This is a genomic window from Klebsiella grimontii (assembly GCF_042137965.1).
GTDB lineage: Bacteria > Pseudomonadota > Gammaproteobacteria > Enterobacterales > Enterobacteriaceae > Klebsiella > Klebsiella grimontii.
Genome location: NZ_CP169721.1, coordinates 75,696 through 89,145, shown reverse-complemented (window position 1 = coordinate 89,145; position 13,450 = coordinate 75,696). Strand labels below are relative to the sequence as shown.

The 13,450-nt window shown below is 54.6% G+C and carries 12 protein-coding genes, 1 tRNA gene and 1 pseudogene; 2 read left to right on the top strand and 12 right to left on the bottom strand.

Annotated features, from left to right (window positions below; genetic code table 11):
• Nucleotides 1-46: 46 nt before the first annotated feature.
• The 11 genes from ACE3MN_RS00445 to ACE3MN_RS00395 form a co-directional block, all read right to left on the bottom strand.
• Entirely contained in the window at nt 47-778 is a 732-nt protein-coding gene (locus ACE3MN_RS00445) for a MurR/RpiR family transcriptional regulator (RefSeq protein WP_004126732.1), read from the bottom strand.
• Between the two features lie 159 nt (nt 779-937).
• Entirely contained in the window at nt 938-1,612 is a 675-nt protein-coding gene (locus tag ACE3MN_RS00440; RefSeq protein WP_024359696.1) for a D-lyxose/D-mannose family sugar isomerase, read from the bottom strand.
• On the bottom strand, nt 1,593-2,525 hold the full coding sequence (locus ACE3MN_RS00435; protein ID WP_102650140.1) for an ROK family protein: 933 nt from the start codon (nt 2,523-2,525) through the stop codon (nt 1,593-1,595). Before ACE3MN_RS00435 ends, ACE3MN_RS00440 begins: the two co-directional genes overlap by 20 nt.
• 50 nt (nt 2,526-2,575) lie before the next feature.
• Nucleotides 2,576-3,436 carry a ketose-bisphosphate aldolase gene (locus ACE3MN_RS00430; protein ID WP_375364226.1) on the bottom strand — a complete coding sequence of 287 codons (861 nt, stop codon included), beginning with the start codon at nt 3,434-3,436 and terminating at the stop codon, nt 2,576-2,578.
• 80 nt (nt 3,437-3,516) lie between these two features.
• Complete coding sequence (locus ACE3MN_RS00425) at nt 3,517-4,368, bottom strand: class II fructose-bisphosphate aldolase (RefSeq protein ID WP_004137661.1); 852 nt, start codon at nt 4,366-4,368, stop codon at nt 3,517-3,519.
• An 11-nt stretch (nt 4,369-4,379) separates the two neighbouring features.
• Nucleotides 4,380-5,471: a PTS fructose transporter subunit IIC gene (locus ACE3MN_RS00420; RefSeq protein ID WP_004137659.1), complete on the bottom strand. Its 1,092-nt coding sequence runs from the start codon at nt 5,469-5,471 to the stop codon at nt 4,380-4,382.
• A 23-nt stretch (nt 5,472-5,494) separates the two neighbouring features.
• Entirely contained in the window at nt 5,495-5,809 is a 315-nt protein-coding gene (locus tag ACE3MN_RS00415) for a PTS fructose transporter subunit IIB (RefSeq protein WP_004126741.1), read from the bottom strand.
• 21 nt (nt 5,810-5,830) lie between these two features.
• Nucleotides 5,831-6,301 carry a PTS sugar transporter subunit IIA gene (locus ACE3MN_RS00410; protein WP_004126743.1) on the bottom strand — a complete coding sequence of 157 codons (471 nt, stop codon included), beginning with the start codon at nt 6,299-6,301 and terminating at the stop codon, nt 5,831-5,833.
• A 10-nt stretch (nt 6,302-6,311) separates the two neighbouring features.
• A complete protein-coding gene (locus tag ACE3MN_RS00405) occupies nt 6,312-7,883 on the bottom strand; it encodes a BglG family transcription antiterminator (RefSeq protein WP_116944060.1) in 1,572 nt (523 codons plus the stop codon).
• Between the two features lie 355 nt (nt 7,884-8,238).
• On the bottom strand, nt 8,239-10,557 hold the full coding sequence (yicI, locus tag ACE3MN_RS00400) for an alpha-xylosidase (protein WP_375364225.1): 2,319 nt from the start codon (nt 10,555-10,557) through the stop codon (nt 8,239-8,241).
• A gap of 13 nt (nt 10,558-10,570) precedes the next feature.
• Nucleotides 10,571-11,965, bottom strand: a complete 1,395-nt coding sequence (locus ACE3MN_RS00395; protein ID WP_049087305.1) for a glycoside-pentoside-hexuronide family transporter — start codon at nt 11,963-11,965, stop codon at nt 10,571-10,573.
• A gap of 291 nt (nt 11,966-12,256) precedes the next feature.
• On the opposite strand from ACE3MN_RS00395, the gene ACE3MN_RS00390 reads away from it, so the two are divergent.
• Nucleotides 12,257-12,351, top strand: a tRNA-Sec gene (locus ACE3MN_RS00390).
• 38 nt (nt 12,352-12,389) lie between these two features.
• Here the strand turns inward: ACE3MN_RS00390 and ACE3MN_RS00385 are convergent.
• On the bottom strand, nt 12,390-12,581 hold the full coding sequence (locus ACE3MN_RS00385) for a toxin-antitoxin system HicB family antitoxin (protein WP_004855540.1): 192 nt from the start codon (nt 12,579-12,581) through the stop codon (nt 12,390-12,392).
• A 326-nt stretch (nt 12,582-12,907) separates the two neighbouring features.
• On the opposite strand from ACE3MN_RS00385, the pseudogene ACE3MN_RS00380 reads away from it, so the two are divergent.
• Nucleotides 12,908-13,435 (top strand): annotated as a pseudogene (locus ACE3MN_RS00380) (virulence RhuM family protein); the annotation flags it as partial.
• Nucleotides 13,436-13,450: the final 15 nt, after the last annotated feature.

The window sequence follows — 13,450 nt, the reverse complement described above, 5'->3', positions numbered from 1 at the left end:
TACGGGTTCGCCGCCGACTGCGGGCCGGGTAGCCCGGACAGGCGCGTCAGGCGCCGCCTCCGGGAAGGCCCGCCTGCATAAACCACATCTTCAGCAGCCGCTCAAAGCCGAGTATGCAGTAGCCGAAAAACGGATTGCTCCAGTAAATATCGTCATCAAACTTTTGCGGGTCATGAATGATAAACGCCGTATCCGCCGCCTGCGCCAGCGGGCTTTGATAATCGCCGGTAAAGCAGACCAGGTTAATCTCCTTGCCTTCCAGCGCTTTCACCCAGTTCAGCGCCGAACTGCTGCGTCCGGATTTGGAAATAATCCAGATCGAATCAAATTTGGCGGCGTTCTTCTGCTCGAGAATTTCGTAATCCGGCCACAGCGCCAGGCTGGCATTCACCCCGGTCACCAAAAATTTATTGTAGATATACTGGGCGATCAGCTGCGAAAAGCCGCTACCGTGAATCAAAATGCGGTGATGTTGCAGGCTTTCCAGCAGCGGAGCTATCCGCTCCGCCGGCTGAATGCTCATATAATCGATGTCGTTGGTCACATCGAGTTTGGGCATGGTGATATTGAATTTAATAAAATAGACCAACTCCAGCCAGCCGCTGAATTTCAGCTTCTTCGCCAGGCGCACCAGCGAAGAGGGATTGCTATAACAGTGCTCCGCCACGGCGCGGATCCCCTCGCGAACGCATTGCTCAGGATCGTTCTGAATAAAACGCAGCACGGTCATTTCCGTTTTGCTTAGCTTCACGTCACGAAAGATGTTTTCTAAATCCATACCGGGCTCCTCTCAGCGCTAAACTACGCTATCACCCGGCGGCGCTGGCGTCTGTGTCATCAATCACCAGAATGAAATGAACGTTACTTTTTTAGACAAAATGGAATAAAAAAACCCTCCGCTAAAGAGGGTGGTGGATTCGGCAATGTCTATCTTTTTTCAGCACCCATACTCACTGCACAATAACCATTTTTTTGGTTCATCTTCCTGAATCATCGGGAAGCGGCCGCTCTCTTCCAGAAAACGGTTATCGCGCTTATCATCGTTCACCATCGAAATTTCCCAGCCCATCACCAGCGCGTTTTCAGCCCAAAAACGGTGGTACAGCGTGGGCGGCAAGCAAACACCCTGTCCGGGGTTAAGAACCAGGGTTTCTGCCGGTTTCAGCGTGCGCTGGCGGCCATCAACCGCGACGCTCACGCTGCGCTGCATATCCAGCCGTTCATCTTCTGTTGCCCATGCCAGCTGCAGACAGAGCCGGCCACCGCCGCGGTTCAGAATGTCTTCCATTTTGTGATAATGAAAATGCCAGGGGGTTTGCTGATCCTGCTGAATCTGCAACATCTTCTCGGCGTAGGGTTTGGGATAGCGCGAATCGCCCGGCGCGCCATTGCGCAGGGTCAACAGCGTCAGTCCGGTTTCCTGAAAACGGCCGCTGCCAAAATCGGTAATATCCCAGCCAAGCTGTAGATCCCGAACTTCTCGCCACTCTTCAGTCCGCTTTTTCGCCCAGATATCGGCGGTAAAGCTGGCAAACTCGGGTAAGCAAATGCGAAAGGACTCGGCGATAGCGTGCGCTTTATCAATCGCGTAGTTAATCTGTGAACGTTTCATTTTCGACTCCGCTTCGGACGGCTAGCCAGGCTGCGCCGCGCATGCCGCTACTGTCGCCATGTCGGGCAGGCACGATGGGGGTAATGAAATGGTCGGTAAACACCAGCGGGGCGACATCCGCCTCCAGGTCGTTCACCAGCAGCGCCACGTTAGACAGACCGCCGCCGAGAACAATCACGCCGGGATCGATAAGATTCACCACCGTCGCCAGCGTCCGCGCCAGCTGCTGGCGAAAGCGCAGCACCTGCTCGCAGGCGGCATGCTCGCCCTCCAGCGCCCGGGCGATAATAGCCTGACTGCTGAGCGCCTCTTGGGTCAGCAGACGATAGCGCGCGCTCAGCCCGGTGCCGGAAATAAAGGACTCGACGCAGTTATATTTTCCGCAATAGCAGCGCGCGGGCGGCCCATCGTTGACCTCCTGATATCCCGGCAGCGTGATATGCCCGCACTCCGCCGCAATCCCTGACGCGCCGGGGAAAATCTGGCGATTAAGCGCAATACCGCCCCCGCATCCGGTCCCCAGCGTCATGCCAAATACCAGTGAATAATCGGCGCCTGCGCCATCGCAGGCCTCTGATAAAGCGAAACAGTTGCCATCGTTCGCCAGCACAACCGGCTGGCCCAGGCGCTGCTCAAGCTCATCCTGTAAGCGGCAGCCGTTGATGACCTGAATATTGGCATTGCGGATCTTGCCGCTCTGCGGGGAGATACTCCCCGGCAGGGCGATACCGATAGCCAAAGGCTGAGCCAGATCATCACCAATCGCGGTGATTAACTCCACCAGCGTTGCAATAAACTGCTGCCGGGTCTGTTTTCGCGTTTCAACGCGAAAACGCCTCCATTCATGGCCCTGTTCATCCATCACTACGGCAGCGATTTTGCTCCCGCCGATATCCAGCCCCAAATACTTCATACCGGCCTCCTTATTCATAGCGAGGCAGGTTTCCCCGCCCCGCCGCGGGATTAGTACAGGCTGGCCTTGCCGGTTGAGCCAAACAGCTTCATTTTGTGGCGAATCACCTCGCGCGCGGCGTTAATCGGCTCCGGGTAAATCACATTCGGATCCCACCAGGTCTCTTTTGCCAGAATTTCGCGCGCTTTCTGGAAATAGGCATACTTCATATCGCTGGAAATATTGATTTTGCCGACGCCAAGCGTAACGGATTCCGCAATTTCCGTATCCGGATTAGCCGAACCGCCGTGCAGCACCAGCGGAATCGACAGACGTCCGGCGATATCGCGCAGAATGTGCATCTGCAGCTTCGGCTGCATTTCCTTCGGATAGATACCGTGCGCGGTGCCAATCGCCACCGCCAGCGTATCCACGCCGGTGCGGGCGACGAAATCTTCCGCCTGCGCCGGGTCGGTATAGGTCACTTCTGACACGCCGCCTTCCACGGAAGTCCCGGTCTGGCCGATGGTCCCCAGTTCACCTTCCACCGACACGCCTACCGCGTGCGCCAGCCGCACCACCTCGCGGGTCAGGGCCACGTTTTCTTCATAGGGCAGCAACGAGCCATCGATCATCACCGAGGTGAAGCCGCACTGGATAGCACGTAAAACATGTTCCACCGATGCGCCATGATCCAGATGCAGGGTGAAAGGCACGCGGCTGCGCTGGGTGATATCCCGCACGTAGCTAAAAAACGCGTCGCCAACAAAATCGTGCTCGCTGGGGTGAATGGAAATAATCGCCGGCGTATTTGTCGCTTCCGCCTCTTCCACCACGGCGCGAATAAAACAGCTATCCGCCACGTTAAATGCGCCGATAGCAAAACCGTGTTCACGGGTGGGTTTAAGTAATTCGTGCATTGAAACTAACATCGTTATTCTCCAGTTTCAGGGTGTAGTAAGCCTTGCCAGGGCATACGGGCGCCGGCATGGAAGGCATTACTGAAAGTTAATCAGGCTTTGTTGATAGAGCCGGATGCGCGTAAATAGGGGACGATGGCGTCAGCGCTGGCCTGCTCCATCACCGATAGCGCATCGGCCAGCTCAATGGTGCTGTCGTGGCACAGGGTGTGCAGCAGCGCCGCTTTCCCCGCTTCAAATACCGCCGCCCCAACGTTGATTTTTGCGACCCCGAATTCCGGGCAACGTTGCAGCTGCTCGAACGGCGTACCGCTCCCGCCGTGCAGCGCCAGCGGCACGGATGACGCGCGCTGTATCTGCGCCAGGCGGTCGAAATCGAGCATCGGTGTTACGCCGGGGGCGTACATACCGTGGGCGGTTCCCACGGAGACCGCCAGCAGGTCAATCCCGGTCTGTTCGATAAAGGGAGAGACGTCCTGCGGCTGGGTCATTAAATCGGCATTGCTGGCCTGGTCGTAGCGCGGCGCATCCGCCAGGTGCCCCAGTTCGCCCTCCACGCACAGCCCAACGCTGGCGGCCAGTTCAGCGACCGCTCGGGTCTGGCGGATGTTCTCCGCCAGCGCGAACGCCGAAGCATCGATCATTAACCCGCTAAATCCGGCGCGGAAAGCCTGACGTATTTTTATCGGGTCTTTGCCGTGATCGAGACTTAACGTCACGGGTACGCTCGCTTCTTCCGCCAGTACCCTGACTACCGCCGCCGCCGTCGTCGCCGGAAAGTGCGACAGGTGACCCTGATACAGGTTGAGAATAATCGGCGCGCGATGTTTTTCCGCCACGCGCACCGCCGCGCGTGCGCTTTCCAGGTTCATGCAGTTAATCGCCAGCAGGGCATACCGTTCACGCCAGGCTTTGATCACCATACTTTTCATATCGGCAAACATAGGGCCTCCGTTTATTCGAGGGTAAAGGTGATTTCGTCGTCTTTGACCTTTTGGTCGTTCAGCTCATCAAACTCTTCATCGCGCTCGGTTACCGGCTTTTTCCACAGCGAGAGCATCACGCCGCAAATCACGGTGCCAATCGCCAGAGAGAGGCAGAACAGCAGGGGATGCGTAAAGAGCGGCACCACGAACATCCCACCGTGCGGCACCGGACTCTCGACGCCCCAGGTCATGATCAGGCCACCGGCCACCGCTGACGCCACCACGCAGGATCCCACGACGCGCAGCAGATCCCGGGCGGCGATGGGGATCACCCCTTCGGTGATCATGCAGATCCCCATCGGGAACGCGGCCTTCAGGGCTTCGCGTTCGGCACGGGTATATTTATGGCGGGTCAGCAGGAACGAGAGGGTGATACCGAACGGCGGGATTATCGAACCCACAAACTTCACCGCTTCCGGGCCGTAAACGCCGCTGACCAGCAGACCATCGGCAAACAGCGACATGGTTTTATTCACCGGACCGCCGAAGTCGAAGGTCGCCATGGCGCCAAGGATGGCGCCCAGCAGGAAACGCGAGCCGCCCTGCATCGACTCCAGCAGGTGGATCAGCGCGTCCTGCAGCCAGGCAATGGGCTTGCCGATCAGAGTCATCATCAGCAAACCGCTAATAATGGTGCTTAATACCGGCAGCACCATAATCGGCATCAGCCCCTGCATCGACTTCGGCAGCCGAATATAGTGCTTCAGCGCCAGTACCGTGTAGCCCACGAGGAAGCCGCCCAGCATGCCGCCAATAAAACCGGTATGAATTTGCCCGCAGACAAAACCCACGATCAAACCCGGAGCAAATCCAGGACGATCGGCAATGGAGTAAGCGATAGCGGCGCAGATCAAGGGTACAATCAGCCCCATTCCCCAGCCGCCGATTTGGTTTAACATCCACGGAATGGTGCCGGTTTTCTCGCCGACGTTCGTCCCGCCAAGGACTTGTCCCAGCGCGATACAGATCCCGGCGGCGACGATCAGCGGTATCATCCATGAAATACCGGTTAATAAATGCTTCTTAATTTCCTGTGAGACGGGAGTTTTATTCTCACTCATGGTAGATCCCTCCAGATTAAGGATCAGGCATTCGCTAAGGATTTTTCGACCTTTTCGATAAACTGAATCGGCGACTTAATCACGACTTCCGTTTTTACTCTGACAATCCGTTTATTTTTAAAACGCTCTTCGCCTTTGATTTTCACATCAATGGCAAGAATAACGACATCCGCAGCGTCAATATCTTCCGCCGCCAGTTCATTTTCAGTACCAATGGTTCCCTGGGTTTCGACTTTGACATTGTGGCCCAGCGCTTTCGCGCCTTTAATCAGTTTCTCACGTGCAATATAAGTATGAGCAATACCTGCGGTACAGGCAGCAACACAGACAATATTCATCTCGGACTCCGCTAGTTATTGTTAGTAAATATCCGACTCGGCATATTGGTTAAACAGATCAATAATCCTCTGCGGACTGGTTTCTTTGAGCAGTTGTTCAATAATGTCATCATCCGCCAGCGCGCCAGCGACCTGAGACAATAAGCGAATATGGGTGGTATTTTGATCTTCCAGACGAACGGCAAATAAAATAATGCAGCGTACCTGGCTGCCGTCCAGCGTTTCCCAAGCGATATCCTGCCGGGTGCGGCCAATGGCAAGGGTGGTATTAACAACGGCGGACGACTTTCCATGCGGGATCGCAATATGATTTTCAAACCCCGTTGAGCCTTCCGACTCACGCTGCCAGACATCCTGAATAAAGGTTTCGCGACAGCTTATCGCCCCGTCTTTTTGTAATAAGTCGGTTAACTCCTCGATGGCTTCCGCTTTATTCGTAGCGTGCATATCTAACAAAACGCGTTTGGTGTTTAAAATCCTGGTTATGTCCATATTCTTTACCTCATGGATATAAAACTTCATTATCTACAGCAGATATTGCCGCGCGATGTAATTTGTCGGTAATGATTTTCTCCGTAACCCGTCGGATATCGGCATCATTAAAAAATGCGCTAACATAGACTACCGGCAAAGCTATTTCCGGCAGATTAATCGTCGAAATAACCAGTTCAATCTTGTCCTGCGGTTGAAGGGTATGCAGGCTGCTTGCCGAAACTACGCCGACGATGGTCCAGTCAGGAAACGCTCTCAACACTCTACTTTTCAACAGATGAGATGTGCCGATTCCCGTAGAACAAACCAGCAGAACGCGCTTGCTGGCGACCTGCCTTTCCATCGCCGCCTGGAAATGAACGGTGAGATAGCCAACCTCGTCGTCGGAAACCGCGCACTCGCCCCAGCCGCTGAAAACCTGATTGACGGCCCGCTGGGTGAGCGGCCATACGTCCGTCAGCTCACCCTTGATATCCTCAAGCAGAGGGTTACGAATATAAATCCGAAAATTAAGGCGGTTAATGAGCGGCTTTATATGAATGAGCAGACCATCGTATAACGCGCGATCGGCGGTTAAATCGATATCAATCATGGTAGAAAAGACGCTAATCAGGCGACTCGTGATTTGTCTGGCCTCATCGCTTGAGTGCATATAGCGCGCCATGCTGACGTCATCACGCTCTTCCACCATAACGCCGGATGAGATGATGTACTGATAAATAAACCAGACTTCATCTTCCGGCAGCGAATGGTCAATCCGCAGTTCAATTTTACGCAGCATATTCTGGGCAACGCTAAATATCGTCTCATCAAAAATCTGCTGCCCCTGTTCACGCCGCGGTAAGGCGTTCCCACGGGTAATGCGATACATCATAATGAGGATATGGGTAAAAATATTCACATAATACGGTTCGCCTAATGACCAGCACAGCTTGCGCTCCATTTCCTGTAATAATGACTGAACAAATAAAACGTCATCCTCACCAAAATAATGCACCAGCGCTTTATAGCTTCCTGAGTCCAGCCGGGAATGGATAATACAGCCGGGCTCATTATGATTAATCACCCCATTAATTAACGACGCCATCGCCTGGCGGACGCTGTTTTCGCTGCCTTCAATATGCGTCCCGCTCTGGCTACGAATCAGCGTTAAGCCGAGCGGAGCAATCCATGACTCAATAATTTTCAGATCATTAACGATAGATGCACTACTGATAAAATAACGCTCAGAGAGCTTATTAATTGATGTCTCCCGCGGCGTCTCACTTAACAGCTGCGAAGCAATTTTCACACGCCGGGAGTTATTCATCATGACATCGCTGTCCTCCCCCTCGTTACCGAGTAATTGGTCTAATTGCAGCAGATCGGTGACATTATCAGCGATCAGCATCACGCCGGCGCCTGAGCGTTTGTTGATAGTCATTTTCCACTCAGATAACCACTGTTCTAAAAAGCGTAAATCACGCTGAACCGTTTTTTCTGAAACATTTAAATATTCAGCAATTTTCATCAGCGTAACGTATTCTCTGCGGGGCAGGAGAAATTTCAATAATCTGTTCTGTCGTGAGGTAATCATTTGCATTATTTACCCTTTTTGCATACCAGATTAATGGCTGGAGACATCGCGATACCACGCGAGCGCTACATAAATCATTGAGGATAAATATAAGTAGCTGAGGCGTAAACAACAATACTAAATTTTGTCCAGACATCCGGACAGAAATAAAACGAAGAGAGGGATTAAGGAATAATTATAATTCAGATCACATTTCAGGAAGAAATATACGTGATAGCGATCTCAATTCACTATATGAATATACCCGGGAATGGTAAACCGCCTTTAGCCGGATAGCATTCCCGGAGGCGGCGCTTGACGCGCCTTGTCCGGGCTACGGGTCCGCAGATGGCTGTGAACCCGTGCTTCAGGAAGCAAAAACTTACAGCGTAATCGTCAATGCATTGCTCTGCGCGGTCACCACCACGCCCAGCTCGCTACCCCCCTGATCGCCGCCCTGCACGCCCGCCACCTGCTGGATGTTGCGCAGGCACAGTGTCCAGCCGCTGGCCTCGCCGTCACCGCTGACGGTGATGACGTTGCCCTGGCGTTTCGCCGTCAGGGTAAAGACCACCGACCCGTCCGCGGCCGGCACCTGACAGACGGCTTCGCGACCATCGTCGAGGCTAAACAGCTGGAAGGCGGTACCTTCGTTCCACGCGTAGTCCGGCTTCTGGTCGTTGTTGCCCAGCGCCAGCAGAGTGTTATCGCGCACGTACACCGGCAGGCTCAGCACGTCGTGATTCTGCTTATGCCAGCGGCTGCCCTGGGCTTCGTCGTTGCGCCACAGATGGGTCCAGCGACCTTCCGGCAGCCAGAACTGCACATCGCCCGCTTCGCTAAACACCGGCGCCACCAGCACTGAATCCCCCAGCATGTACTGCCGATCCAGATAGTCACAGGCCGGGTCGTGCGGGAACTCCAGCATCATCGAACGCAGCATCGGCGTACCGAACTCATTGGCCAGCGCCGCCTGACGGTACAGATAAGGCATCATGCGGCATTTCAGCTGCGTGAAGTGACGCACCACGTCGCAGGACTCGTCATCGTAAGCCCACGGCACGCGATAGGATTTGCTGCCGTGCAGACGGCTGTGGCTCGACAGCAGGCCGAAGGCGCACCAGCGCTTGTAGACGTGGGCGGGCGCGGTGTTTTCGAAGCCGCCGATATCGTGGCTCCAGAACCCAAAGCCGGACATGCCGATCGACAGGCCGCCGCGCAGGCTTTCCGCCATTGATTCATAGTTGGCGTAGCAGTCGCCGCCCCAGTGTACCGGGAACTGCTGCGCGCCCACCGAGGCGGAGCGGGCGAACAGCACCGCTTCTTTCTCGCCGACGGTCTCTTTCAGCACGTTCCACACCAGCTCGTTATAGATGAAGGCGTAGTGGTTGTGCATTTTTTGCGGATCGGAACCATCAAACCACTGCACATCGGTCGGGATACGCTCGCCGAAGTCGGTCTTGAAGCAGTCAACGCCCATCGCCACCAGGCCTTTCAGCTTGTCGGCATACCACTGGCAGGCTTGCGGATTAGTGAAGTCATAAATCGCCAGGCCCGGCTGCCATTTATCCCACTGCCACAGCGAACCGTCCGGACGTTTCAGCAGATAGCCTTTCTCCTGCAGCTCTTTAAACACCGGCGAGCGCTGGCCAATATACGGGTTAATCCACACGCAGACCTTCAGCCCTTTCTCTTTCAGCCGTTTAATCATGCCTTCCGGGTCAGGGAAGGTCAGCGGATCCCACTCGAAATCGCACCACTGGAAGGCTTTCATCCAGAAGCAGTCGAAGTGGAACACGTGCAGCGGCAGATTACGCTCCGCCATACCGTCGATAAAGCGGTTAACCGTCGCTTCGTCGTAGTTGGTGGTAAACGAAGTGGTCAGCCACAGGCCGAAAGACCAGGCTGGCGGCAGCGCCGGACGCCCGGTAAACCGGGTATAGCGGTTCAGCACCTCTTTCGGGGTCGGGCCGTCGATCACGAAGTACTCCAGGTGCTCGCCTTCGACGCTGAACTGCACCTTAGAGACTTTCTCGGAGCCGATTTCGAAAGAAACGCGCTCAGGATGGTTAACCAGCACGCCGTAGCCGCGGTTAGTCAGATAGAACGGGATATTTTTGTATGACTGTTCGGTGCTGGTGCCGCCATCTTCGTTCCAGGTGTCGACCGTCTGACCGTTGCGCACCAGCGCGGTAAAGCGCTCGCCGAGGCCGTAAACGGTGTCGCCGACGCCGAGATCCAGGCGCTCGAACATATAGTTGCGGTTGGTTTTCGTATCCTGCACGTAGCCGTCGTTTTTCAGCTGGCTACCGGTAATCCGCACGCCGTCGCGCAGGAAATCCAGCGACCAGAAGTCGCCTTTCGTGACGCGTGCGGTCAAATTGCCGCTCTTCAGCTCGGCAAATTCAGCGCCGTTGTGAATTTCCACCTTCACATCTTTTACAACGTTCAGCGGGTAATGCGGGCCGTTGTTCAGCGCGCCCTGGAAGTGCTCCATGCGTACGCCGATCACCCCTTCCTGCGGTGAGAAGAAGCGCACGGTAAATAGCGGAACGTCCAGTTGGGCGGCGCGTTCGCGAACTTCGCGCGACGCCACATAGACGACCATCTCGTTACCTTGCTGCTCAACCTCATAGACCTGCACGGGCTGGATCAGATTGAGCCCTGGTTGAATAAGCCAGTTTCCATCACTGATTTTCATGAATAGCTTCCTCTTAGTTTTGCAATTCTTTGCCGTTCGGCGCTGCAATGAATTCCTGCTCGTTGCGACGCGCCCCCTGAGCCAGCTCCGCCATCATTTTTTTCAGGAACGGGGTTTTCAGGGTGTAGTAGCGTTTAGCGATAACCGCGCTCAGCAGATAGCAGACCGCCGGAGCGAGGGTGAACAATGAGATGATGATGGTGATAGTGGCGCTGTTCTGGGTTTTGGCCGCGGCATCGTAACCGCCGCCCGCCAGCATCCAGCCAATCAGCGCGCCGCCCAGCGCAAGGCCCAGCTTGAGCACAAACAGGGTGCCCGCAAAGCTGATGCCGGTCAGGCGTTTACCGTTGCACCATTCGCCGTAGTCGACGGTGTCGGACATCATCACCCACTGAATCGGCGTCACCAGCTGGTGCAGCACGCCAATCACGAAGATAAAGGCGAACATGGTGATTTCGGCGTCCATCGGCACGAAGAACATCGCCACGCTCAACGCCGCCAGCAGGGCGTTGGTCCACCAGAAGACGCTAACTTTGCATTTCCAGTCGGTGAGCGGCTTCGCCAGCGCCGAGCCAATCAGGTTGCCGACGCAGTAGGTGGTGAGAAAGGCGGTGAACAGGCCAGCGGATCCCATGATCCAGGTGGTGTAATACATCATCGCGCCGCCGCGAACACAGACCGCGAGGATGTTGAGGATGGTCAGCAGACCAACGACACGCCACTGATCGTTGCGCCAGATATCGCGCAGGTCTTCCCGCATCGAGGTAGAGCTCGGCGGCGCTTCGACGCGCTCTTTGGTGGTGAAGAAGCAAAACGCCAGCATCAGGAAAGCGATCACCGAGAGCACCGCGATGCCGCCCTGAAAGCCAAAGGCTTTGTCTTCGCCGCCGATAAAGTTCACCAGCGGCATCATCAGCACGGTGGAGAGCATGCCGCCCGCCGTCGCCAGCACAAAGCGCCAGGACTGCAGGGAGATGCGCTGCGTTGGGTTGTCGGTAATCACGCCGCCGAGCGCGCAGTACGGGATGTTGACCACGGTGTAGAGCAGGGTTAGCAGCGTGTAGGTGACCGCGGCGTATATCAGCTTGCCGTTATGGCTCAGGTCCGGCGAGCTGTAGGCCAGTACGCAGACGAGGCCGAACGGAATCGCGCCGAACAGGATCCACGGGCGGAATTTCCCCCAGCGGCTGCGGGTACGGTCGGCCAGCAGCCCCATGCAGGGGTCGGATATCGCATCCAGCGCGCGGGCCAGCAGGAACATGGTGCCGACATAGCCGGCAGGAATACCAAAGATATCGGTATAGAAAAACATCATATACAACATGACGTTATCAAAAATGATGTGGCTCGCGGCATCTCCCATGCCGTAGCCAATCTTCTCTTTGACGGACAAAATATGATCTTTCATCGCACACTCTTCTCTCAGCGCTACCGCGGGTTGGTACCGGTTACATGCTTTGTAAACCATCCGCGCAGTAAGATGAATTGCGATATCTCATAATCAAATTACGTTTCTTGTTTTATGTGATCCCGGTAGCCTGAAAGAGTGTTTAAAAGTGTAAGCCACGGATTTTGCAAGGAATTGTTTAAGAAGGTTCTGTAAAGTCCAGTTTTAACAGTAAAAAAGTGCGTTTGGGTATGTGGTTAATGCAGGAAAGTAGCTATAATGCGCCCCGCCTCCATGTAGCAATCGAGGCGCGGAAGATCGTCATCTCCGGTGAGGTGGCTGGACTTCAAATCCAGTTGGGGCCGCCAGCGGTCCCGGGCAGGTTCAACTCCTGTGATCTTCCGCCAGTTCAATCATCTTTATCCATATGAACTTATCCAGAAAATCAGCCTTTCGGTTCAATGCCTTTCGCTTTTAGCGCGCTTCTCGCCAGTTCTTTAAACCAGCTCGCGAGACTCACTCCCTCTTCCGCTGCCACAGCATCCAGCTGTTCCTTTAATGCCGGATCAATGCGCATTTTAAACTGCGGAGACTGACCGCCGCCCTTTGGTTTTTTTTCGCGCGCTATGATTGACATGAGGCCACCTATCCAACTAATCTTAACTTATAGGAGGCCACCTAAAAGCCTCTTGTACAGACAACGCTCCGATGTGCGGGAACCCAGCCGGAGGGTCTAACCACACCAACTATCAAGGAGTTGATTATAGCTGATTTGCATTCTACCTCAGGCTTTGCCGTTTCCGGAATAGAGCATCAACAACACGCTTCATCTCGTCTGACGCCCGGAAATCTTCACCTTCTGGATAGCCGCTCCCAAATGACGCCGGGTTAATCGTCCGTTTAATGAAATTTATGCTCTTCTGACATACTATGCGGGCCAAAGCAGGTTAACCCGGAGGCTATATGGCAAATGAACACTTAACGTCGTCCCCCGTAGGCGAGTTCGTTATGTTTGCCAGCGGTGATGGGAAAGTACGTGTTGAATGCCGCTTTGAAAGCGATACACTTTGGCTCTCGCAGGCAATGATCTGCGAACTCTATGGTAAAGCGAAAGCCACCATCAGCGAGCATATAAAGCATATATTTGAAGAAGGCGAACTTGAGGAAAATTCAGTTGTTCGGTTTTACCGAACAACTGACAGTGATGGAAAAAATTATCAGGTTCAACACTTTAGTTTGCCTCTGATACTTGCCGTTGGCTATCGCGTTCGCTCCCCTCGCGGCACTCAGTTCCGCCAGTGGGCAACCCAGACGCTCCAGGAATACCTGATCAAAGGTTTTGTGATGGACGATGAGCGGTTAAAAAATCCGCCTGTTGGTACATCGGCTGTACCCGATTATTTCTATGAGGTGCTGGAGCGCATCCGCGATATTCGCGCCAGCGAACGCCGTGTTTATTTGCGCGTACGAGAGGTATTTACCTGCTGTGCTTGCCTTTCTGCCGGC